Below are 22,647 nucleotides of genomic sequence, written 5' to 3' on the forward strand. Positions count from 1 at the left end.
TTTCTGCTAAACTCTGCGCCAACTGACGACATAACAGAGCAACTGACATGCCTTGGATTCAAATTAAACTGAACGCAACTAACGCCAATGCCGAGCCAATTGGCGACATGCTGATGGAAGAGACGGGCGCAGTATCCGTCACTTTTCTTGATGCTCACGACACCCCTGTTTTTGAACCGCTTCCGGGCGAAACTCGCCTTTGGGGCGATACCGACGTGCTGGCGCTATATGATGCCGAAGCCGATAGCGCATGGATCATTGACCAAATTCGCTCAAGCAAACTGCTGAGTGATGACTTTGCCTACAAAGTTGAACAGCTCGAAGATAAAGACTGGGAACGTGAATGGATGGACAACTTCCACCCGATGAAATTTGGTCAACGTTTGTGGATTTGCCCAAGCTGGCGTGAAATCCCAGAACCTGACGCTGTCAACGTAATGCTCGACCCGGGCCTTGCATTCGGTACAGGGACTCACCCGACGACCGCATTATGTTTAGAGTGGCTCGAAGGGCTCGATCTGACAGGCAAAACCGTCATCGATTTTGGTTGTGGTTCAGGCATCCTAGCCATTGCGGCGATCAAATTGGGCGCAGCCAAAGTCGTCGGTATTGATATCGACCCACAAGCACTGCTTGCTTCTAACGACAACGCAGGACGCAATGGTGTAGCTGACCAACTTGAAGTGTATTTACCACAAGATCAACCTGAAGGCTTAATCGCTGACGTGGTTGTGGCCAACATTTTGGCCGGCCCACTGCGTGACCTGAATGGTGTGATAAAAGGGTTACTTAAGCCCAATGGCCAACTTGCGATGTCCGGTGTTTTGGACACTCAAGCCGAAGAAGTTGCCAACCATTATCGTGACGAACTTCACATTGACCCGATAATTGAGCTCAATGAGTGGTGCCGCATCTCGGGTCGCAAGCAAGGCTAGATAAGACTTTGCGTGCTAATAGACTGTATTTTATACGATTTACTAAAACAAATTGTAAATGCTCAAATATTAGTCTTTTCACGCAGTAAAAAAATGCGTAAAATGCGCGCCCTTGCTGGTACAGAACTGTGATGACGTTTTGAAAATCGGAAACTATCAACTTAAGAACAATCTTATCGTTGCCCCTATGGCAGGAGTAACTGACAGACCATTTCGAGAGTTGTGTCTTCGCTATGGAGCAGGCATGGCCGTCAGTGAAATGATGTCCTCTAATCCTGCTCTATGGAATACGTCAAAGTCGATGCAACGTATGGTACATGAGGGCGAATCGGGCATTCGCTCGGTACAAATTGCGGGAGCCGACCCACAGCTTATGGCCGATGCAGCCCAATTTAGTGTTGAGAACGGTGCTCAGATCATCGACATCAACATGGGTTGCCCAGCAAAAAAGGTGAATAAAAAGCTGGCGGGTTCAGCCTTACTCCAATTTCCGGAGACGATTGAACAGATCTTGAAAGCGGTGGTGAACGCCGTTGATGTCCCAGTGACATTAAAGACCCGTACTGGCTGGGATACAGACAACAAAAACTGTGTCTACATCGCTAAATTAGCCGAAGACTGCGGCATACAAGCTTTAGCCCTGCATGGCAGAACCAAAGCGTGTATGTACAAAGGCGAGGCCGAATACGACAGCATTAAAGCGGTGAAAAACGCCATCTCTATTCCGGTTATTGCTAACGGTGATATCGATAGCCCAGAGAAGGCGAAATACGTGCTGGATTACACCGGCGCTGACGCTTTAATGATTGGACGCCCTGCCCAAGGTCGCCCGTGGATTTTCCAAGAAATCCAACACTATTTGGAAAACGGCACCACGATGTCTGAACTTCCGGCTGCGGAAGTGAAAGATATTATGCTTGGTCATGTACAGGCTCTCCACAGTTTCTATGGTGAGTATTTAGGCCCTCGCATCGCTCGTAAGCATGTGGGTTGGTATCTGAAAGAACATGAACAAGCGAGTGAGTTTCGCCGTACCTTCAACGCTATTGACGCAGCACCGCTGCAAATTGACGCGCTCGAAGGTTATTTTGATAACGTTGCATCATAATTAAGAGAAGAGCTAGACCGCATATGTTCGAACAAAACCTGACTTCAGAAGCTTTCACAGTAACAACCGTAACTTCACAAGATCAAATCACGCAAAAGCCACTACGTGATTCAGTTAAAGCATCTCTTAAAAACTACCTTGCGCAGTTAAACGGCCAAGAAGTGACAGAACTATACGAGTTAGTTCTTGCTGAAGTTGAACAGCCACTACTCGACACCATCATGCAGTACACTCGCGGTAACCAAACTCGCGCAGCAACCATGATGGGCATCAACCGCGGCACTCTTCGTAAGAAGCTAAAAAAATACGGCATGAACTAATCTAGCTACTGCACAAATCTAGCAACTAGATACCATCGCTTTTAAAACCGAGCTTCTGCGCTCGGTTTTTTCATTTTCACCCAACGGATAACTAAAATATCAACGGGCTGCTTTACTTTGCATTAATGCAATAAAGAGTTCTGATTGTTTGAGCGGGCTCTCTCTTCTTCTGTTGTCGCATTTACGCGACCGCAACAAACTGGTTACATTGTGCATGTGATGGAAATTTACCGACCGATCCCCAAATCACTTGTCGTGAACAGTGCATACAATGAGTAAGGCTTTATCCCCCAAAAATGGAGTGACTAAGATAAGCTCGGCGACGCAACAATCTAAACACCAAGTCAAATGGGCCTATAATGATAAAACCACTCGGAAGATTGACAAGGAGTGACGTCAATGAGCTTACTGAACTTGCGCCAGACCAAAATTAGAACGCGTTTATACCTGCTGACCACGGTCACCACACTGCTACTGTTGATCCCATTTGTCTCCATGCTCAATAGTTATCAACACGATTTAATGCAATCAAAACAGACAAAAACTCGCCACATCGTCGAAACAGGATATGGCGTATTAAGTTACTTCCACCAATTACAAATCGATGGCACCTTGTCCGAGCAACAAGCACAGACTCAAGCCAAACAAGCCATCGCGAAACTGCGCTACGAGGCTGATGATTATTTTTGGATCAACGACCTTCAGCCAAGTATGATCATGCACCCAATGAAGCCCCAATTGGACGGCAAAGATCTCTCCAATGCCGCCGACCCGACCGGAAAAAAACTGTTTGTAGAATTTACTAAAGTCGCTAAACAACAGGGTGAAGGCTTTGTCGACTATATGTGGCCCAAACCAGGTTCTAGCGTCGATGTGGGTAAAATCTCTTATGTAAAATTATTTAAACCTTGGGGTTGGATCCTCGGTTCTGGAGTCTACATCGACGATGTCAATGCGCTGATTTGGCAACGCCTACAATCGATATTGCTCATTCTTAGCATCGTCATTATTGTGATGCTGATTCTTTCAGTAGTGATAGGAAATAGCATCACTAAACCGTGTGAAGAAACCAAACAGGCACTCGAAGAAATCGCCAAAGGCGACGGTGATTTAACCAAAAAGCTCTCGGTGCAAGGTAGTGATGAGCTGTCACACATAGCGCAAGCCTTCAATGAGTTCACAGAGAAGATTCGTCATACCATTACCAATATCACACCGATCACCGACAATGTTAACCACTCGGCAAATGAGCTTACTCAACTCTCACAACATGCCTCAATCAAAGCCTTAGAGCAGCAGCAATCTGTCGATACGGTCGCATCAGCAATGAACGAACTGCATGCGAGCAATCAAGAAGTGGCTAATGCAGCGAGTAGTGCCGCGAAAGCCGCGCATACGGCCAGCAGCAAAGGCAAAGAAGGCAGCTCGGTGATTGGCAAAGCTTCTGATTTTATGGACTCCCTGTCTGCACTACTGACCACCACTGACACCACCACTAAAAACCTCGCGAAAGAGACACAAGATGTCGGAGCGATACTGGCGGTCATCCAAGGGATAGCTGAACAAACCAACTTATTGGCCCTGAATGCGGCGATTGAAGCAGCACGTGCTGGTGAACAAGGGCGAGGCTTTGCGGTCGTCGCGGATGAAGTACGGGCGCTGGCAACGCGTACTCAAACCAGCACCAACGAGATAGAGCAGATAATCAATAGATTACAGGCTCGCGCAAAAGAGCTGGGAGAATTTATGGCTCAAACGCAGCAACAATCAACCGCCACACAGCAACAAGCCGTTTTAGCGCAGCAAGTGCTCAATGAGATCGACGAGCAAGTAAAACAGATTCTCTCACTCAATGAACATATTGCTGAGGCAAGCGCCCAGCAAACCACCGCTACAGAAGAGATTAATCGCAATCTGACTCATATTGCCGAGCACAGCTCCCAAGCTGCAGCCCAAGCCGATCAAGTGTCGACAGCCAGTCAATATCTCTCAGACAGTGGCCAACAACTGAAACAGAGCATTAGCCATTTTAAAGTGTGAGTAACTCACGCCTTATCGGCTGATGAGATCACTCCAATGCCGCTAAAATTGAGCAGTGGCTGGCGTTGTCGTCTATATGACCGCAGCACGCATCGTTGATTTTTTTTAGCGCTTGACGAATCGCCGTTAACTCGGCGATTTTTTGATCAATCACCACCAGCTTAGCGCTGGTGATCGATTTCACTTCTGCACAGCTGTGTTCGGTCGCTTCCAGCTTTATTTCCAGTAACTCTTTGATCTCATCCAAACTGAGCCCTAGCTCTTTGGCTTTGAGAATAAAACTCACCTGCTGCTGATTTTTTTGATTATATAAACGATAACCAGACTCACTGCGCCCCGCCGGTTTTATTAGCGCATTTTTTTCATAAAAACGCAGCGTATCGGTTGAAACTTTACAGCGTTTGGCAAGTTCTCCAATTTGAAACATCTCATTCTCCTTTAACGTTTTTATTACGTTTGATACCCAATATCGCCGTTTTTATAAAAAATTTTGCGATGCCAAACGATTGCGCGAGCTTTTTGATGATTGTTTGGTTAGAATGTGCGCCATCAAATTTCCTATTAACTCCATGATTTGAGGAAGACCGAAGCATGAATAACGCTCGTCCTATTCACCGCGCATTGATCAGCGTATCAGACAAAACCGGCATTGTTGAGTTCGCTCAAGCTCTCGCGAAGCGCGGTGTCGATATTCTTTCTACTGGTGGCACCGCTCGCTTATTAGCAGACCACGGTATTGCTGTTACAGAAGTTTCTGACTACACCGGTTTTCCTGAGATGATGGACGGTCGCGTAAAAACATTGCACCCGAAAGTACACGGTGGCGTGCTGGGCCGCCGCGGTCAAGATGACGACATCATGCAACAACACGGTATTAAGCCGATTGATATGGTGGTCGTCAACCTTTACCCGTTTGCCGAAACCGTTGCTAAAGCAGGTTGTACCCTAGCTGATGCGGTAGAAAATATCGACATTGGTGGGCCAACTATGGTGCGTTCTGCGGCGAAAAACCACAAAGACGTGACCATAGTGGTGAATGCACATGACTACGACCGTGTCATTGCCGAGATGGATGCGAACGACAATTCGCTAACACTCGAAACACGTTTTGACCTTGCGATTGCCGCTTTTGAACACACCGCTGCTTACGATGGCATGATCGCCAACTACTTCGGCACTATGGTTCCATCCTACGGAGCCTCTTTACTTGATGAAGAAGGAAAGAAGGCTGATGAAGAGAGCAAATTCCCGCGCACCTTCAACCAACAATTCCTGAAAAAACAAGACATGCGTTACGGTGAGAACAGTCACCAAGCGGCCGCTTTCTATGTTGAAGCCAACCCAGAGGAAGCGTCAGTCTCTACGGCACGCCAACTCCAAGGTAAAGCGCTCTCTTACAACAACATCGCCGATACCGACGCCGCTCTTGAGTGTGTGAAAGAGTTCGCTGAGCCAGCGTGTGTGATTGTCAAACACGCCAACCCATGTGGCGTTGCCTTGGGCAGTGATATTCTTCAAGCCTACAACCGCGCTTACCAAACCGACCCAACGTCTGCCTTTGGTGGCATCATCGCTTTTAACCGCGAGCTAGACGCACAAACCGCAGCGGCGATTGTTGAGCGCCAGTTTGTTGAAGTGATCATCGCACCAACCGTTTCAGCGGAAGCGATTGAAGTGGTTGCGGCGAAGAAAAACGTGCGCCTGCTTGAGTGCGGTGAATGGTCAGCGAAAACCACGGGCTTTGACGTGAAACGCGTCAATGGTGGCTTACTGGTACAAGATCGCGATCAAGGCATGGTTAGCCTTGATGATCTCAAAATCGTAACCAAGCGCCAGCCGAGTGAAGAAGAGATCAAAGATGCTCTTTTCTGCTGGAAAGTAGCTAAATACGTCAAATCAAACGCGATTGTTTACTCAAAAGGTGACATGACTGTTGGCGTGGGCGCAGGCCAAATGAGCCGCGTTTATTCAGCCAAAATTGCGGGCATTAAAGCGGCCGATGAAGGCTTGCAAGTCGAAGGATGTGTGATGGCTTCTGATGCCTTCTTCCCGTTCCGTGACGGCATTGATGCTGCGGCGCAAGCGGGCATCAAGTGTGTGATTCAACCAGGCGGTTCGATGCGCGATGACGAAGTGATTGCCGCCGCCGATGAACACGGCATGGCGATGGTCTTTACTGGTATGCGTCACTTCCGTCACTAAAAACCTTGGTAAATAGCAACAAACAAACTCTATACGTTAAAGGATACTCATAGATGAACATTCTGATTATAGGTGCTGGCGGTCGTGAGCACGCTCTGGGTTGGAAAGTCGCTCAAAACCCAAATGTTAAAACTGTCTTTGTTGCTCCGGGTAATGCGGGCACAGCGCTTGAGCCTAAACTTGAGAACGTCAACATTGCAGTGGAAGACATTGCTGATTTGGTCGCTTTTGCTCAAGAAAAACGTATTGAACTGACCATTGTTGGCCCAGAAACACCCTTAGTGCTTGGCGTAGTGGATGCTTTCCGTAAGGCGGATTTACCCATCTTTGGCCCGACTCAAGCGGCAGCGCAGCTCGAAGGCTCTAAAGCGTTCACCAAAGATTTCTTAGCTCGTCATCATATTCCTACTGGGGCTTACGCTAATTTCACAGAAATTGAACCTGCTTTGGCATACGTCCGCCAGCAAGGCGCGCCGATTGTGGTCAAAGCCGATGGCCTTGCCGCTGGCAAAGGGGTCATTGTGGCGATGACGCTGCAAGAGGCCGAAGACGCGATTCAAGATATGCTCGCAGGCAATGCCTTTGGTCATGCAGGCAGCCGCGTGGTGATTGAAGAGTTCTTAGATGGAGAAGAAGCGAGCTTCATTGTCATGGTCGATGGTGTAAATGTTCTCCCTATGGCCACCAGCCAAGATCATAAACGCGTCGGCGATAAAGACACGGGCCCCAATACTGGCGGCATGGGCGCTTACTCGCCAGCTCCGGTGGTCACGCCCGAGATCCATGAACGCGTAATGCAAGAGGTGATTTATCCAACGGTGCGCGGTATGGCGGCAGAAGGCAACCCTTACACAGGTTTTCTGTACGCTGGGCTAATGATTGATGCGCAAGGCACACCGAAAGTAATTGAGTACAACTGCCGCTTTGGTGACCCTGAAACTCAACCGATCATGATGCGGATGCAATCGGATTTGGTCGAACTCTGCTTTGCCGCTCTAGAAGGCAAACTCGATCAAGTGGAGTCAAAATGGGACCCACGCGCTTCTATCGGTATTGTTTTGGCCGCTGGCGGTTACCCTGCCGACTACGCGAAAGGGGACGTCATTTCTGGCTTACCAACGCAAGAAGTCGCGGGTGAGAAAATCTTCCACGCAGGCACAAGCAACCAAGCTGGAGAAGTCGTCACCAACGGTGGTCGCGTGTTATGCGCAACCGCACTTGGTAACACGGTTTCACAAGCGCAGCTGCGCGCTTACCAATTAGCCAAACAGGTCAACTGGGATGGCATGTTCTATCGCAGCGATATTGGCTACCGCGCGATAGCTCGTGAACAACAGACAACAAAATAACAACGACAAAGCTAGGTTATGATCCAATAAGGCGCTCATTGAGCGCCTTATTTTTATACTTCATATTCATACTTCTGTATTGGCTTGGTGTTAAACCCACTTCGAGATGAACTTAATCATCACTTCAACAATTGCGGTTTGTCGACACAGCCATGATTCTCATCAGCAAGCATTAATAGCTCTTCGATATAGACACGGTTATTGCGGATTTTACCTAAAAATGCGATGTAGTTATCCAATGATGCTAAACGACTGACCACAAAACTGGGCAGCGTTTGGTTAAATTCCATCTGCGTGTATTCATGACCCGTGCAGGTTTCAAACACTTCTCCATCCCACACCCCTTGAATCAGTTCTAACCCTTGGTTGTCTTTATTTTTGGTTTCTGAGATCAGGTATTGTGCTTGTTGCAGGTAATGGGAAAGCTGTTCTTCATCGAGTGGCAGTATTTTTCCATCGACACGGTATTGTTGATAAATTGCTTCACCAGCGTCATTAAAACGTAAGTGAACCGAATAAGGTACGAGCGATTTCTTTTGTAGCTGCTCACCTTCACGCTTGAGCTCTCTTAATGTCCCTTCATCCCAGCGATAATTAGTTTTATACCAACCATAATCACCTGATGCGACATAATCGGCGGCGCTGTTTGGAGAGGCTGAACGCTCGATATACCAATAAAAACTGGTGGCATCACCCATGGTTTGCCCACTGGTATAATTGGAATATTGTTCGAGACTAGGCGTATGGCTAGAAGAGGAGCATCCTACTAAGACGAGGGGAAATAGAATGGATAAAAGAATTTTTTTCATGGGAGAAATCTACGCCGAGAGAGTATCTCGGCGTAGTATAAATTATTTCACTGAATCTTTCAGTGCTTTACCGGCTACAAATGCTGGAACGTTAGCTGCTGCGATTTGAATCTCAGCACCTGTTTTAGGGTTACGGCCAGTACGCGCTGCACGGTGGTTTACTTTGAATGTACCAAAACCAATTAGTTGAACTTGGTCACCCTCTTTGAGAGCGCCTTCAACTGCGCCTAAAGTCGCCTCAAGAGCAGCTTTTGCTTGTGCTTTAGATAAGTCTGCTTTTTCAGCGATAAAGTCGATTAATTGGGTCTTGTTCATTAGGTTTCCCTTCTCATGTGTTATCGAATTGACCTCACTCTAAAACATAAAGCCCCCGTCTGGCAAAGGTTTGTCGCTGATCTTTTGTCTCTATGCCGCACTTTTAACCACAATATGAGCAATAACTCACAATTTGTTACTGATTGACAAAGAATATCCGCTTGTTTTTGACGCTGTAAGCCCTTATTTATAGCGTACTTATGCTTGGATACCTGATATTTCAGGTCACTTAAGCGACCTAATATATCAGTGCAATCCTGCCCAGGCAGAGCAAATGCCACATACGCCAACGGTCTATACCCAAACAACTTGAAGTTGCAGGTAGGCGGCAAGTAAGTTCATCCCCATGAGCATAGATAAACTATGTGATTGGGGTGAGCGAACGTAGCCAACACCGCTGCAGCTTCAAGTGGGAAGGGTATATATTGGTATGAGGCAAACTCAACGCAGTATTGATTTGGTATAGATTAAAACTAAGGAACAATCATGTTTTTGCTTACGGTTTATATTGCCGTTGCCATCGGTGTCTCTTTTATCTGTTCGGTTCTTGAAGCTGTGCTACTGAGCATCACACCGAGCTACCTTGCTCAGTTGCGCCAAAACGCTCATCCTTCAGCGGATAAATTAAGCAAGCTCAAAGCGGATATTGACCGTCCCTTGGCATCGATTCTCACGCTCAACACCATTGCTCACACCATCGGTGCCGCCAGCGCAGGCGCACAAGCGGCGGTCGTATTTGGTAGCGAATGGCTCGGCGTATTTTCTGCGGTGCTAACTCTAGGCATTTTGGTGTTGTCGGAAATCGTACCGAAAACTATTGGCGCAACCTATTGGCGTCAACTTGCGCCAGCTTCTGCGGTAGTTTTACGCTGGATGGTGTGGGCACTGACACCTTTTGTCTGGTTTTCAGAGCAGATCACCAAACGCTTAGCGCGTCACCATGAAGCGCCCAAAATGCGTGATGAACTCTCCGCGATGGCCATGCTGGCCAATGAAAGCGGTGAGTTTGCCGATGGCGAATCAAAAATACTCAATAACTTGTTGGCTATCCAGCACGTCCCAGTGACTCAAGTGATGACACCGCGCCCGGTTTTGTTTCGCGCCAGCGCGCAACTCACTATCGACGAGTTTCTCGTGCAACATAGAGATACGCCCTTTTCGCGTCCGCTTATTTATGGCGAAAGCAAAGAGGACATCATCGGTTTTGTGCATCGCTTAGAGCTATTTAAACTGCAACAAAAGGGCCAAGGCAGTAAACGTTTAGAAGAAGTCATGAGGCCGCTTCATGCGCTGCTCAACAAAATGAGCTTATTAAAGGCCTTTGATCAAATGATGCAAAAACGGCTGCAATTGGCGTTAATCGTTGATGAATACGGCACAGTACAAGGCATTCTGACCTTAGAGGATATTTTTGAGTACCTACTGGGTGAAGAGATCATTGATGAAGCAGATAAAACCACCGACATGCAGCAGCTTGCTTACCAGCGCTGGGAGCGTTGGAAGAAAACACACGGCGTCATTGAAAACAGGGATGAGGAATAGAAAATAAAGGAAATAGAATGGAATCTAATCCTAAATCGACAAAAATGCGGCGTAGAACATTGCGTACTAACGCTACAGCATCAGAACAAAGTGTGTGGGCAAAGTTACGATGCCAACAACTAGGCACTAAATTTCGCCGTCAGTTTGGTATTGGTCCTTATATCGTGGATTTTTATGCGCCAAGTCATCGGCTGGTGATTGAAATCGATCGTGACTCTCATTTCAGCGAGTCTTCTTATATCTACGACCAAGCAAGAACTGATTATCTAGAGCAATTTGGCATTCGTGTTTTACGGTATACAAACGAGGAAGTACGAATACAACTTGATGATGTTGTTGAGGATATTTGTCGCTACTTAAACACCCCACCCTAACCCTCCCCTCAAAGGGGAGGGAATTTAAAAACGATCACTGTAATCAGCACCTTTCCGCACCGAAACGAACGCTTTTAGTCCCTCACCCTTTTAGGGGGAGGTTAGGAGGGGGTGTACAGAATTTAAAAGCGATCACTGAAATCAGCACATTTCAGCACCCAAAACGAACATGCTTTTAGTCTCTCCCCTTTAAGGTAGACGAGAGCGCTTTTAGTCCCTCCCCTTCTAGAGGAAAGTTAGGTAGATGTACGGAATTTAAAAGCGATCACTGAAATCAGCACATTTCAGCACCCACAACGAACATGCTTTTAGTCTCACCCCTTCAAGGGAGACGAGAGTGCTTTTAGTCCCTCCCCCTTCTAGGGGGAGGTTAGGAGGGGGTGTACTACAAACTCACACCAATATTGCTCACGCCTTCGTCGCGTAGCTCTTGGCGTAGGTCTTTAATCAAATCAATATCTCGCTCTACGGCTTCACGCAAAGGGCGGAAAATAACCCACTGCACATCCCATTCAGCGCAGACCGCTTCATTTTGTTTTTGATTGTCGTTGGTGATCTCTTCGCCCGTTTGCGCTTCTTCTAACTGCGCCACTGTCAGCACCGACACCTGACTGATTTTTTGCATGTTTTCATACAGATAATCGCGATCAAGCAGGCCGTGAAGTAGGTGAGACAAAGCCACACACGCATCAATTGCTGGGTACACAGCGTAAACATCAAAATCTTCTGAGCTTGGAATGATCTCTTCCAACTTCTCCAATTGGTTCTCGAAATTGATTTTGGCACTTTTTACCGTGAGCAATTCCCAAACACTGTCGAGAATATCTCGATATACTCGCGTGTGAGCAAATTCAGTATTGTCGCAAAACATGGCATAGTTCGGGTACATACGTTCACACAAACACGCCATAAAAGTAATTTGTTGCCAAGGTTCAAATTTCTCAAGACGAACCTGCAGAGGGTTTTGTAGCATAATCACTCAATCGCAGCAGAAAAAGACAGCGGAAGTGTACTTGATAACCAACAGGGAAAAAAGCAAAGCCGATGAACAATTTCACTCATAAACTCTATATTCTGACCGAACACAACGATATTTATCGACAAGCGATTGAACAGGCGCAGTTGAGCGGCTTAGCCATCACTGACGATCGCAGCGAAGCAACCATTTTGCTGGCCGCACCACCACTGGCGGCAAAGTATTTGGACGATTTTCCGCAACTGGAATGGTTGCACTCGGAATATGCAGGCGTCGACACCTTAATGTCGCCACAACTTCGTCAAGATTATGAGCTCACCAACGTTAAAGGCATCTTCGGCCAGCAAATTGCTGAATACGTTCTGGGCAACCTGATTGCACACTTTCGCCACTTTGCTTGCTACGCGCAGCAACAAGCGGCCAAACAGTGGCAAACCCACCCTTATCAATCGATCAATGATAAAACCATGGTAATCCTCGGCACAGGCTCGATTGGCAGCCATTTAGCGAAAGTAGCCAAAGCCTTTGGTCTGCACGTGATTGGCGTCAACCGCACTGGCATCCCAGCCAAAAACGGGGGTTTTGATAAAACCTATCACATTAACGAGCTTGCTACTGCCCTCGCTCACGCGGAGGTTGTGGTCAGTACGTTACCCAACACGCCGCACACCAAAGGCTTACTCAATCAAAGTACATTGAGCCATTGCCACAATGCATTGCTGTTTAATGTCGGGCGCGGTAAAAACCTTGTTGAGAGTGATTTGATTGCACTGATTGAAGAGGGTCACATTCAACACGCTTACCTCGATGTATTTGAAAAAGAGCCATTAAGCGAAGATCACCCGTTCTGGACGCACCCTGCCATTAGCCTTACCCCGCACATCGCAGCAGTGAGTTTTCCTGAGCAAGTGGTTGAGATTTTCACCCGTAATTACGGCTTGTGGCGCGACGGGTTCCAACTTGAAAACAGAATTGATTTTGAAAAAGGCTATTAGGTCAAATAGCGGTTAATAATCGGCACTAAGCCTAGGGAAACCTTAACTCAATGTTACTATAGACACGCAAACCACTTGCCATTGCTGTCGAGAATACACTGCTGCATCGAACACGAGTTAATGCGGTAAAACAGGAACGGTATCGCCTAATGACACAAGGAGCAAATCATGCCTTCAGCCATCACTTCGTGGCTACAATCACTGAACATTAATTTAGAACAACTGCTGCCGATTGCTGAAGCACTTGGGCTTATCGCGCTTATTTCTATCGTTATCCATTTAGTGTTGCACCGAGGGGTGAGCCTATGGCTACAGCGGCGCACAACCAACGCACAAGTTTTACAAAACATTCTGTTTAGCAAAAAGCTTTTCAGCCGCTTTGCCTTGTTAATTCAAGGGATTGTCATTTCAATCCAAACTCAGTTATGGCTTAGCCACGCCAGTGCGACTTACGAACTGCTGCATACATTAACCTTACTGTGGATTATTCTCTTTGGCCTGTTAAGCAGTTACGCCCTGCTCAATGTGGTGGAAACGCTACTTTATCGCAGCGCAACCAGCCGTAACATTCCGCTCAAAGGCATTATTCAAAGCATCAAAATCATCGCATTTGTTATCGCCGCACTGTTTGCGACGTCGATTTTAATTGGCAAATCACCAGTGCTACTGCTGAGCGGTTTAGGTGCGATGACGGCGGTCATCATGCTGGTATTTAAAGACCCGATTTTAGGATTAGTGGCGGGGATTCAGCTTTCAGCGAACCAAATGCTAAGCGTCGGTGACTGGCTAGAAATGCCCAAATATGGCGCAGACGGTAACGTCATCGACATTAGCCTGACCACAGTCAAAGTGCAAAACTGGGATAAAACCATCACCACTATTCCGACTTATGCCTTGATCTCTGATTCGTTTAAAAACTGGAAAGGGATGCAAGAATCAGGCGGCCGACGCATTAAACGCAGTGTATTAATTGATGCCAATAGCATTCACTTTCTGACGCCAGAAGAGCAAAGCTACCTACGCAAAGCACAACTTTTAGAGCCCTACTTGGCCGAAAAAGAACAAGAACTCAACGCCTATAATCAGATGAGCCAACTCGATTTAGCCTGCCGCATCAATGGCCGCCGCTTAACCAACATTGGCAGTTTTCGTGCCTATCTAGAACGTTACTTGCGTAACCATCCCCAAATTCACCAAGGCATGACATTAATGGTGCGCCAACTGGCCCCCACGCACGATGGCGTCGCGCTGGAGATCTATTGTTTCACCAATACAGTCGTGTGGGTCGAATATGAAGGTATTCAATCGGATATTTTTGACCACATTTACGCCGTGCTTCCTGACTTCGGCCTGCGCGTTTCGCAAGCACCAACTGGCAGTGACTTTCAAGCACTCGCAAGGTAAACATGACATTGCCTGAGTTTCCTCCCCCTAATGGGGGAGGTTTAATCGTAAAGTGATCGAGAAGGGTTACAGTTTAAAGCGGTTAATTTCTTGTTGAAGCTCTTTAGATAAGCTAGAAAGCAATTCAGCTTGTTGGGAAGCTTCTTGCGCTTCTTTTGCCAGTTCATCAGAGACGTCGCGTATACCTTGGGTATTACGCGTAATTTCCTCTGTGACTGACGCCTGTTCTTCTGCAGCGGTTGCAATTTGGGTTGCCATATCGCTGATCGTGCCGACCGCTTCACCAATTTTCACTAAGCTTTGCGCGGCCACGTTAGCATCTTCCACGCTACTTTCGGAAAGCTTGCTACTCTCAGTCATGATGTTCACGGCCTGAGTCGTGGTTTTCTGCAAGGTTTCAATCGTCTGTTGAATCTCTTGCGTCGAACTGTGCGTTCGTTGGCTGAGTACCCGAACTTCATCCGCTACCACCGCGAATCCACGCCCTTGCTCACCCGCCCTTGCCGCTTCAATCGCCGCATTCAGTGCCAGTAAGTTGGTTTGCTCAGCAATGCCCTGAATCGCTGACAAGATCGTATTGATGTTTTGTGCATGCTGGTTCAAGTTCTCAATGACCTCTTTGGCCACCGTCATCTCTTTCGATAACTCACTGATCGACTGTTGAGTATTTTTCACCTGCTCAACGCCGTGGTTAGAAATTTTCACCGTATCCAAAGACGTGGCCGCTGTATTATCTGCATTGCCTGCAATCTCTTGCGTTGCGGCCGCCATTTCGTTAATCGCAGTGGCCACCATGTTGATTTCATCTTGTTGCACCATAATGCGTCGGGTACGTTCATGGGCTTGCGCTGCGGTGTTTTCTGCTTGCAGTGTTAACCCTTGCGACACTTCATGGAAACGCTTGATCATGCCGTGCATATTACCGACGAACTGATTAAAGTTATTCGCCAGTGCGCCTACTTCATCTTGATAACGTGGTTCAATGCGCTGCGTAAGGTCAGCATCACCGTCTGCAATTTCCGCCAATGCTTGGGAGACTCGGCCCAAATCACGCAGTAAGAAGCCAACCAATGCCGAAAACACAATCACGACCAAAATTGTAATGGCGACTGATATCGAGGTTAACTGCATAAAGAGCGCGCCAATATTGGTGTACTCCACCTCTTTATCGAGCTCAATGCCGAGCACCCAGTCAGTCTCAGGAACGGCAGTAAAGAATAATAATTTTTCAACATCACCAACCATCACGGTTTGTATTTTGTTCTCTGCCATTGAGCGGTCGATGACTTGCTGCGTTAGGTTAGGACTATAAGAAGCCAGTGGTTTGAGAATCAAATCTTTATTACGGTGTGCAACAATTAACCCTGTATCACGGTTGACCAACATAGCGTTTGATTTTGCCCCTGCATCAATCGCAATGACATCCTTCACCAATTGATCAATTAATACATCAGCACCAATAACGCCCCAAAACTGTCCGTTTTTCTTAATCGGTTCAGCGAGCGTTACCATCAAAGCGCCCGTGATCGCATCAGCATAGGCGGCAGTTAATATCGTGCCGGAGCTATTTTTCGCTTCTTGATACCATCCTCTTGTCCGAGGATCATAGCTTGCATTGTCTGCACCTCGAGACGGAATAGAACGGTGCATGGTGCCTTGCTCAGTGCCGAAATAGAGTAAATCAAACTGTGCGCCTTGCTGAGCTTGCTGTAAAAAAGGCAGTGAATCTTCCTTCATTGTGTGAGGGATCACCGCACTAATGACTTTGCTACGAACATCTAACCATTGGGTAATCGAACTCGTTGCCGATTTCGAGATACCATACACTCTTTCCTTGATGCCACTCTCCGTTTCATCTTTCAATAAATTTGCCGACAGTAACGTCAACACCACCGCCATCACAATAACAACAAGCAAACTTGTCATTATCAACTTACCTTTTAACGATAGATTCACAACTCACCCCCATTGGTGAAATAGATTAGGTTTTGTTTGTAAGAATCGCCCACTACACATGTACACTTTGCACTCACACCGCGTCGTAATTAACCGACAAAAAGTCCAAGCCACAGTCTAAGCCACAAAGCGTTATCGTTTAGTTGCTAATGGATACAAATCTTTTACACCTATTAAAAGTAAGTTACTGCTATTAACAATGCAATTAACACGGCAAAACATTGCGCTCAATCTATCACCTCATAACCTAAACTGCGCAACGTAGCAGCAAAAGCTTGCTTTGTGGTGGGCTCTCCATGAATCAAATGAATTTGCTTAGGCTTAGTCGCAATGCCCTCAATAAAGCGCAACAAATCGGCTTGGTCGGCATGGGCAGAATAACCCGACATACTGTGAACCTGTGCATTCACAAGCGCTTCATCGCCATCTATCATCACCGAGTGATCGCCTTGCGCAATTGCTCGGCCCAGAGTGCCTTGTGCTTGGAAGCCCGCAAAGATCACATCGGTTCTTTTATCAGGCAACAGCGCTTTTAAATAGGCCATCACTCGGCCACCTTCACACATGCCAGACGCTGCCACCACAATCGCCGCTTCCCCTGTTGAGGCTAAACGGTTGACCAATGCTTGATGGCTTCGATAATCTTGAACGGTAATACACTGTTCAAACGCAAGCGGATGCCTTTGCGCATCCAAACGCTTTTTCGCCTCTTTTCCCCACAATTTTTTAAACTTTCGGTAAGATTTCGTCACCTGTTGCGCCATGGGTGAATCTAAAATAATCGGAATATTGCCATCGATTTCACCGCTGAAGATCAATTGTTCAATATCAAACAGCAGCTCTTGTGTTCGGCCCACACTGAATGCTGGAATTAAAATGGTGCCACCGTCTTGCAAAGAACGGTTGATGATGTCCTTTAAGCGCTGCGCCCGCAGCTGCACATTGTCGTGGGTTGTGTTCGCGTAGGTTGATTCAATTAGCAGATAATCGGCGCGAGGCGGAGAGATTGGGTCCGGCAATAACGGTGTGTTGCTGGGACCTAAATCCCCTGAAAACAGGACAATTTCATTATTTGGCAGTTTCACTTCAATAAACGCTGACCCTAAAATATGGCCCGCAGGCGTAAAGCGAAAATAAGTATTGTCTAAATCACGAGAAATACGCTGCCACACGCCATAATTCACCGGCTTTATTTGTTTATTCATTCTTTCTAATATTCTTGTACGCTGTGCTTTCCCTAAGCCAAGTTGAAGCTTTAACCCATCTTCTAACATTAATGGGAGTAATTCTGCGGTAGCGAGTGTGCAATAAATAGGCTGATGAAAACCACCCGCTAATAACCAAGGTATACGGCCGATGTGATCAATATGCGAGTGAGTTAACAACAACGCTTTGATGTGACGAACCGCAAATTCGATGTTAAGCGACTTTGAACTTTTCCCCTGCACTAAACCACAATCAATGAGCACGCCAACACCATTAAGATTAAGTTCATGGCAAGAGCCAGTGACCGTATGTTTTCCGCCATGATGAATAATGTTCATAAATTACACCCCTTAAATATTGACTGACAATTATGAAACCACACGAGCAATAAATAAGCTCATCACTATTATTCTTCGAGTTATATCGAAAAATAATCTGCCCGCTTTATCGCCAAAAACGCATCCTGTTGATATCAAACCCCATAAACTAAAAGAGTCCCAGCAATGGGACTCTTTGAAATTAATGTAGTATCTCGCAAGGTGGCTCACCGTCATCATGCAATCGATGCCAAACTAGATCGCAAATACCATCAGAAGGATTAAAGTCAGTCGGTGCTGAGATCAATAATTCGCGAATTTTCTCATGGTCAAAATGATGACAAGCAGAATCTAATTGCTCTAACAAGCACGTATAGTCCGACAATGGTAAAAACCTCTCACTCGCGGTCATGATCCTTTCATGAGCCGTTTGCTCGACATTATCGCCAATAAGAAGCTCTTCGAATAACTTTTCACCTGGACGTAGGCCTGAGAATTCAATTGAGATATCACCATAAGGGTTTTCTTCATTTTTAACTTCAAGGCCAGATAACCGGATTAGATTTTCCGCAAGATCAATAATCTTGACTGGTTCACCCATATCCAAGACAAATACATCGCCCCCTTTGCCCATTGCTCCAGCTTGAATTACCAACTGGGCCGCCTCAGGAATCGTCATAAAATAGCGGATAATATCAGGGTGAGTTACCGTTAATGGCCCACCTTTCAAGATTTGCTTCTTAAATAACGGAACAACAGAACCTGATGAACCAAGAACATTACCAAAGCGCACCATGCAAAAACGAGTGCCACCACTTTTCATTTTCTCTTGTTCAGCTAAGGCTTGAAGGCCTAATTCTGCCATACGTTTTGTCGTACCCATCACATTGGTCGGTCTGACGGCTTTATCGGTCGAAATCAACACAAATGATTCAACTTTAGCTTCAATCGCCGCTTTTGCAGTGTAGTAAGTACCAAACACATTGTTACGTACCCCTTCAACCACATTGTATTCTACCAAGGGTACATGCTTATAGGCAGCGGCATGATAAATGGTTTGGACTGCAAAACTTTTCATAACCACGGACAAGCGGTTGATGCGTTGAACAGACCCTAACAGTGGGATAATTTCAACATCGAGCCCTTTTTCTTTTGCAAGCAGATGTAGCTCACGATCTATTTGGTACAAGCCAAATTCAGACAATTCGAACAGGATGAGGGTTTTCGGTTTACATGAAAGAATTTGACGACACAATTCAGAACCGATCGAACCACCAGCACCTGTCACCAGCACGACTTTGCTTTTTATATTGGCTTCCATCAGTGACTGCTGTGGTGTGACTGCATCCCTACCGAGCAAATCTTCTATCGCAACATCTTTCAATTCATCAATTGTTGCCTTGCCTTCTACAATATCTTTCATATCCGGCACCGTGAGCACTTCAGCAGAAAGAGGCACTAGAGCATCTAAAATTTGCTTACGACGCGCACGCGACGCACTCGGCACCGCTAATAGAATTTGATGTACATTGTGTTTATCAACGGCAGCAGAGGCCTCTTTGAGATTCCTTACCGATAACCCCATGATCACGGTGTTTTCAAGGGTCGAATCTTCATCAATAAAACCCACGACTTTATGAGTTTCAGATGAACGCAACGCCCAAGCCAGTTGCCTACCAGCAGAACCGGCACCATAGATAAGAACGTTTTTCTTCCCTTTGCCATTAACTTGCGCGACCAGTACACGAACAATGAGCCGCGAACCACCACATAACAAACAAAGAAAGGTGCCATAGATAATAGGCACTGAACGCGGTATTGACGCATCAAAATAGAATGCAAGTATCGCAACCGTTGCCGCCGAGATTGCCGTACCAGCACTCACCACCGCTAGCGCATGAAAGGTCAAATAACGAAGCACAGCACGATATAGCCCAAGTCGCGTATAGACAAAAAGCGTCACCGCTAATGTACCTAGAATTACATAGCGAGTAGAAACATCATCAAGTGACTGAATATGACCAATACGAGTCCAATACGCAGCATAAAAAGAAGCAATAATGAAGAACGTGTCTATACATACGCTGATAATGCGTTTGTTAAACCTTGAGAGGTTCCAGATAAAATCAAGCCTAGCCATGTTATTTCTCTAATATAAACCAACGCCAGTATTGTACTGGCGTTGGTTTAAAAAGTCTTTGTAGATAAATTGAAAGCAGTGTTACTTCACAGCATCACCACTACCACTTCCCGTTGCTGTCATTAATATATACTTGAAGTAATCTTTTAGCGTCAAGGTATCAATCATCTGCTTATCTGTTTTTGCCAATAGCGGCGGTGTAGACATATCAATATTTTGCACCAGAGCAAGTTTAGCCTAGCCATGGGTGCTCTCGATCATTATAGTGATGAGAGTGTACTTAAATTCGCAACGGTTGCCAGCGTCTTTGCATGAAAGTGCTCAAGAGTATAATAAGCGGTTTAAGTATTCCACGAGATAAAGTCATTTCTGAATACCAACTACGTAACTTCCAGCTGAAAATGGAAATTGCTTTAGGTACAATCACCCAAGTTAATTATATTAATGGACATAATAAAAATATGAAAATTGCAATTGCTGGCACTGGCTATGTCGGCCTCTCTAACGCCATGTTGTTGGCACAAAATCATGACGTCGTGGCCGTGGATATCATTCAAGAAAAAGTTGAAATGCTTAACAACAAGCAATCACCGATTGTCGATGCCGAAATTAGCGACTTTTTATCCAATAAAACGCTTAATTTTACTGCAACTCTCGACAAAGAGCTCGCTTACAAAGAGGCGGAATATGTGGTAATCGCCACCCCGACCGATTACGATCCACAAACCAACTACTTCAATACCAAATCGGTAGAGGCGGTGATCCTAGATGTGATGGCCGTGAATCCCAACGCGGTAATGGTGATCAAATCAACAGTTCCAGTGGGCTATACCAAGCGTATTAGTAAAGAGTTAGGGAGCGAAAATCTGATATTTTCGCCAGAGTTTTTACGTGAGGGGCGCGCGCTCTATGACAATCTGCATCCATCACGCATTATTGTCGGGGAACGTTCAGAGCGAGCCAAAGTCTTTGCAGAGTTATTACTTGAAGGCGCACAAGAAATGGATGTGCCAGTACTATTTACCGACTCAACAGAAGCAGAAGCTGTAAAACTGTTCTCCAACACCTACCTTGCCCTTCGCGTAGCTTATTTTAATGAGCTTGATACATACGCCGAGACGCACGGTTTGAACACTCGCCAAATTATTGAAGGTGTTGGTCTCGATCCTCGTATCGGCAGCCATTACAACAACCCATCGTTTGGTTATGGTGGCTATTGCTTACCGAAAGATACTAAGCAGCTGCGCGCTAACTATGAAGATGTACCTAATGAGATTATTAGTGCGATTGTCGATGCCAACCGTACACGTAAAGATTTTATTGCAGATTCGATCATCAGCCGTAATCCCAAACGTGTGGGGATTTATCGCCTGATCATGAAAGCAGGATCGGATAACTTCCGCGCCTCGAGCATTCAAGGCGTAATGAAGCGTATTAAAGCAAAGGGTATTGAAGTGGTAGTGTATGAGCCGATGTTGAAAGAAGCCGAGTTCTTTAATTCACAAGTGCTCAATGACTTAGAAGAGTTTAAGCAAAGCTGCGATGTGATTGTTTCCAACCGAATGATGGATGAGATCCGCGATGTAGAAAACAAGGTCTACACGCGAGATTTGTTTGGGAGCGATTAGAACTTTTTAATCAGCGCTACACCTACTGTTAAGGTTTAATAACTGGAAAGAATATGAAATATTTAGTCACTGGTGCCGCAGGCTTCATTGGAAGTGCTACTGTTGAAAAACTCAACCAAGCTGGTCATGATGTGGTTGGCATTGATAATATCAATGATTACTATGATGTGAACCTTAAACATGCCAGACTAGAGCGGATAGTTAACTCTAAGTTCAGTTTTATCAAAATGGATATCGCAGATCGCCAAGCGATTGAAAAACTATTTGCTGATGAAAAGTTTGATAGAGTCATTCATCTAGCGGCTCAAGCAGGCGTTCGTTACTCTATCGAAAATCCGCATGCTTATGCAGAGTCTAACTTGGTTGGGCACCTAAATATTCTTGAAGGATGCCGCAAAGCTAAGGTCAAACATTTGGTTTATGCGTCCTCAAGCTCAGTATATGGCTTAAATACAAAGGTTCCATTTGCAACGAGTGATAGTGTAGATCACCCAGTGTCACTCTATGCTGCTACGAAAAAATCAAATGAGTTAATGTCTCATAGTTACGCTCATTTGTATGATCTACCAACAACTGGGCTACGCTTTTTTACCGTGTATGGTTCTTGGGGACGTCCAGATATGGCTCCGTTCATTTTTACAAAAAGAATACTTGATGGAGAGACAATTGATATCAATAACAATGGCGATATGTGGCGAGATTTCACTCATGTCGATGATATTGTTGAAGGAGTTGTGCGTATAGCGGAAGTGATACCTAAACGCTCTGATAAGTGGACAGTAGAAAATGGCACACCAGCTTCGAGCTCAGCTCCTTATGCGGTGTACAACATTGGTCACGGCTCACCAATCAACTTAATGGATTTTGTAACAGCTATTGAGAATGAGCTTGGTATTGAAGCCAAGAAAAACTTCAGAGAAATGCAGCCTGGTGATGTTTATCAGACTTATGCTGACACAACAGATTTATTCCATACGACGGGTTATAAACCTCAAATTGGTGTGGAAGAAGGCGTGGCGGAGTTTGTAAAC

At 46.0% G+C, this 22,647-nt stretch carries 19 protein-coding genes and 1 pseudogene; 12 read left to right on the forward strand and 8 right to left on the reverse strand.

The features are described 5' to 3' along the window. Positions 1-47 precede the first annotated feature (47 nt). From prmA to AACT21_RS12960, 4 genes are all read left to right on the forward strand, one after another. Positions 48-935 (forward strand): 50S ribosomal protein L11 methyltransferase, encoded by an 888-nt coding sequence (gene prmA / locus AACT21_RS12945; protein ID WP_013855808.1) that lies wholly within the window; start codon positions 48-50, stop codon positions 933-935. Positions 936-1,074: 139 nt separating this feature from the next. Further along, the gene (gene dusB, locus AACT21_RS12950) at positions 1,075-2,043 is read left to right on the forward strand and encodes a tRNA dihydrouridine synthase DusB (RefSeq protein WP_010320339.1); all 969 of its coding nucleotides are present in this window, start codon (positions 1,075-1,077) and stop codon (positions 2,041-2,043) included. Positions 2,044-2,066: 23 nt separating this feature from the next. Next, positions 2,067-2,363, forward strand: coding sequence for a DNA-binding transcriptional regulator Fis (gene fis, locus AACT21_RS12955; protein WP_010320338.1), 297 nt, complete (start codon positions 2,067-2,069; stop codon positions 2,361-2,363). A 399-nt stretch (positions 2,364-2,762) separates the two neighbouring features. After that, a complete protein-coding gene (locus AACT21_RS12960) occupies positions 2,763-4,403 on the forward strand; it encodes a methyl-accepting chemotaxis protein (RefSeq protein ID WP_017048451.1) in 1,641 nt (546 codons plus the stop codon). 28 nt (positions 4,404-4,431) lie between these two features. On the opposite strand, the gene zntR is transcribed toward AACT21_RS12960, so the two are convergent. Beyond that, a complete protein-coding gene (gene zntR, locus AACT21_RS12965) occupies positions 4,432-4,830 on the reverse strand; it encodes a Zn(2+)-responsive transcriptional regulator (RefSeq protein WP_017046798.1) in 399 nt (132 codons plus the stop codon). 164 nt (positions 4,831-4,994) lie between these two features. On the opposite strand from zntR, the gene purH reads away from it, so the two are divergent. Continuing rightward, a complete protein-coding gene (gene purH / locus AACT21_RS12970) occupies positions 4,995-6,605 on the forward strand; it encodes a bifunctional phosphoribosylaminoimidazolecarboxamide formyltransferase/IMP cyclohydrolase (protein WP_094164661.1) in 1,611 nt (536 codons plus the stop codon). A gap of 53 nt (positions 6,606-6,658) precedes the next feature. Continuing rightward, a complete protein-coding gene (purD, locus tag AACT21_RS12975) occupies positions 6,659-7,954 on the forward strand; it encodes a phosphoribosylamine--glycine ligase (protein ID WP_094164662.1) in 1,296 nt (431 codons plus the stop codon). 119 nt (positions 7,955-8,073) lie between these two features. Here purD and AACT21_RS12980 read toward each other — a convergent pair whose 3' ends face one another. Together AACT21_RS12980 and hupA are read right to left on the reverse strand one after the other, a co-directional pair. After that, complete coding sequence (locus AACT21_RS12980) at positions 8,074-8,763, reverse strand: DUF1481 domain-containing protein (RefSeq protein ID WP_017046802.1); 690 nt, start codon at positions 8,761-8,763, stop codon at positions 8,074-8,076. 42 nt (positions 8,764-8,805) lie between these two features. Next, entirely contained in the window at positions 8,806-9,078 is a 273-nt protein-coding gene (gene hupA, locus AACT21_RS12985) for a nucleoid-associated protein HU-alpha (protein ID WP_010320328.1), read from the reverse strand. Between the two features lie 486 nt (positions 9,079-9,564). Between hupA and AACT21_RS12990 the strand changes: the two genes are divergently transcribed. Then, complete coding sequence (locus AACT21_RS12990; RefSeq protein ID WP_017048893.1) at positions 9,565-10,620, forward strand: CNNM domain-containing protein; 1,056 nt, start codon at positions 9,565-9,567, stop codon at positions 10,618-10,620. Between the two features lie 17 nt (positions 10,621-10,637). Next, the gene (locus AACT21_RS12995) at positions 10,638-10,994 is read left to right on the forward strand and encodes an endonuclease domain-containing protein (protein ID WP_094147270.1); all 357 of its coding nucleotides are present in this window, start codon (positions 10,638-10,640) and stop codon (positions 10,992-10,994) included. A 385-nt stretch (positions 10,995-11,379) separates the two neighbouring features. On the opposite strand, the gene AACT21_RS13000 is transcribed toward AACT21_RS12995, so the two are convergent. Then, a complete protein-coding gene (locus AACT21_RS13000; protein ID WP_094164663.1) occupies positions 11,380-11,967 on the reverse strand; it encodes a YjaG family protein in 588 nt (195 codons plus the stop codon). A gap of 71 nt (positions 11,968-12,038) precedes the next feature. Between AACT21_RS13000 and AACT21_RS13005 the strand changes: the two genes are divergently transcribed. Both AACT21_RS13005 and AACT21_RS13010 read left to right on the forward strand, forming a co-directional pair. Then, a complete protein-coding gene (locus AACT21_RS13005) occupies positions 12,039-12,965 on the forward strand; it encodes a D-2-hydroxyacid dehydrogenase (RefSeq protein WP_094164664.1) in 927 nt (308 codons plus the stop codon). Between the two features lie 168 nt (positions 12,966-13,133). Next, positions 13,134-14,369, forward strand: coding sequence for a mechanosensitive ion channel family protein (locus tag AACT21_RS13010; protein ID WP_013855795.1), 1,236 nt, complete (start codon positions 13,134-13,136; stop codon positions 14,367-14,369). A gap of 66 nt (positions 14,370-14,435) precedes the next feature. Here the strand turns inward: AACT21_RS13010 and AACT21_RS13015 are convergent, their stop codons facing one another. The 4 genes and pseudogenes from AACT21_RS13015 to AACT21_RS13030 all read right to left on the reverse strand — a co-directional run. Beyond that, complete coding sequence (locus tag AACT21_RS13015; RefSeq protein ID WP_094164665.1) at positions 14,436-16,325, reverse strand: methyl-accepting chemotaxis protein; 1,890 nt, start codon at positions 16,323-16,325, stop codon at positions 14,436-14,438. Between the two features lie 227 nt (positions 16,326-16,552). Next, positions 16,553-17,869 carry an MBL fold metallo-hydrolase RNA specificity domain-containing protein gene (locus AACT21_RS13020; protein WP_094164666.1) on the reverse strand — a complete coding sequence of 439 codons (1,317 nt, stop codon included), beginning with the start codon at positions 17,867-17,869 and terminating at the stop codon, positions 16,553-16,555. Between the two features lie 181 nt (positions 17,870-18,050). Continuing rightward, the gene (locus tag AACT21_RS13025; RefSeq protein WP_094164667.1) at positions 18,051-19,988 is read right to left on the reverse strand and encodes a polysaccharide biosynthesis protein; all 1,938 of its coding nucleotides are present in this window, start codon (positions 19,986-19,988) and stop codon (positions 18,051-18,053) included. Positions 19,989-20,069: 81 nt separating this feature from the next. Next, positions 20,070-20,219, reverse strand: a pseudogene (locus AACT21_RS13030) (sugar transferase); the annotation flags it as partial. Positions 20,220-20,449: 230 nt separating this feature from the next. Here AACT21_RS13030 and AACT21_RS13035 point away from each other — a divergent pair. Continuing rightward, the gene (locus AACT21_RS13035) at positions 20,450-21,616 is read left to right on the forward strand and encodes a nucleotide sugar dehydrogenase (protein WP_094164671.1); all 1,167 of its coding nucleotides are present in this window, start codon (positions 20,450-20,452) and stop codon (positions 21,614-21,616) included. A gap of 53 nt (positions 21,617-21,669) precedes the next feature. Then, a partial coding sequence (locus AACT21_RS13040; RefSeq protein WP_094164668.1) for an NAD-dependent epimerase occupies positions 21,670-22,647 on the forward strand: 978 nt, incomplete at its 3' end.

The sequence above is a fragment of the Vibrio sp. V08_P9A1T1 genome, assembly GCF_963874405.1.
Lineage (GTDB): Bacteria > Pseudomonadota > Gammaproteobacteria > Enterobacterales > Vibrionaceae > Vibrio > Vibrio anguillarum.

What these genes read in the sequence shown, in the direction of transcription:
- prmA (WP_013855808.1), top strand. Translation starts at nt 48, where the DNA reads ATGCCTTGGATTCAAATTAAACTGAACGCAACTAACGCCAATGCCGAG.
- fis (WP_010320338.1), top strand. Translation starts at nt 2,067, where the DNA reads ATGTTCGAACAAAACCTGACTTCAGAAGCTTTCACAGTAACAACCGTA.
- AACT21_RS12960 (WP_017048451.1), top strand. Translation starts at nt 2,763, where the DNA reads ATGAGCTTACTGAACTTGCGCCAGACCAAAATTAGAACGCGTTTATAC.
- zntR (WP_017046798.1), bottom strand. Translation starts at nt 4,830, where the DNA reads ATGTTTCAAATTGGAGAACTTGCCAAACGCTGTAAAGTTTCAACCGAT.
- purH (WP_094164661.1), top strand. Translation starts at nt 4,995, where the DNA reads ATGAATAACGCTCGTCCTATTCACCGCGCATTGATCAGCGTATCAGAC.
- purD (WP_094164662.1), top strand. Translation starts at nt 6,659, where the DNA reads ATGAACATTCTGATTATAGGTGCTGGCGGTCGTGAGCACGCTCTGGGT.
- AACT21_RS12980 (WP_017046802.1), bottom strand. Translation starts at nt 8,763, where the DNA reads ATGAAAAAAATTCTTTTATCCATTCTATTTCCCCTCGTCTTAGTAGGA.
- hupA (WP_010320328.1), bottom strand. Translation starts at nt 9,078, where the DNA reads ATGAACAAGACCCAATTAATCGACTTTATCGCTGAAAAAGCAGACTTA.
- AACT21_RS12990 (WP_017048893.1), top strand. Translation starts at nt 9,565, where the DNA reads ATGTTTTTGCTTACGGTTTATATTGCCGTTGCCATCGGTGTCTCTTTT.
- AACT21_RS12995 (WP_094147270.1), top strand. Translation starts at nt 10,638, where the DNA reads ATGGAATCTAATCCTAAATCGACAAAAATGCGGCGTAGAACATTGCGT.
- AACT21_RS13000 (WP_094164663.1), bottom strand. Translation starts at nt 11,967, where the DNA reads ATGCTACAAAACCCTCTGCAGGTTCGTCTTGAGAAATTTGAACCTTGG.
- AACT21_RS13005 (WP_094164664.1), top strand. Translation starts at nt 12,039, where the DNA reads ATGAACAATTTCACTCATAAACTCTATATTCTGACCGAACACAACGAT.
- AACT21_RS13010 (WP_013855795.1), top strand. Translation starts at nt 13,134, where the DNA reads ATGCCTTCAGCCATCACTTCGTGGCTACAATCACTGAACATTAATTTA.
- AACT21_RS13020 (WP_094164666.1), bottom strand. Translation starts at nt 17,869, where the DNA reads ATGAACATTATTCATCATGGCGGAAAACATACGGTCACTGGCTCTTGC.
- AACT21_RS13025 (WP_094164667.1), bottom strand. Translation starts at nt 19,988, where the DNA reads ATGGCTAGGCTTGATTTTATCTGGAACCTCTCAAGGTTTAACAAACGC.
- AACT21_RS13035 (WP_094164671.1), top strand. Translation starts at nt 20,450, where the DNA reads ATGAAAATTGCAATTGCTGGCACTGGCTATGTCGGCCTCTCTAACGCC.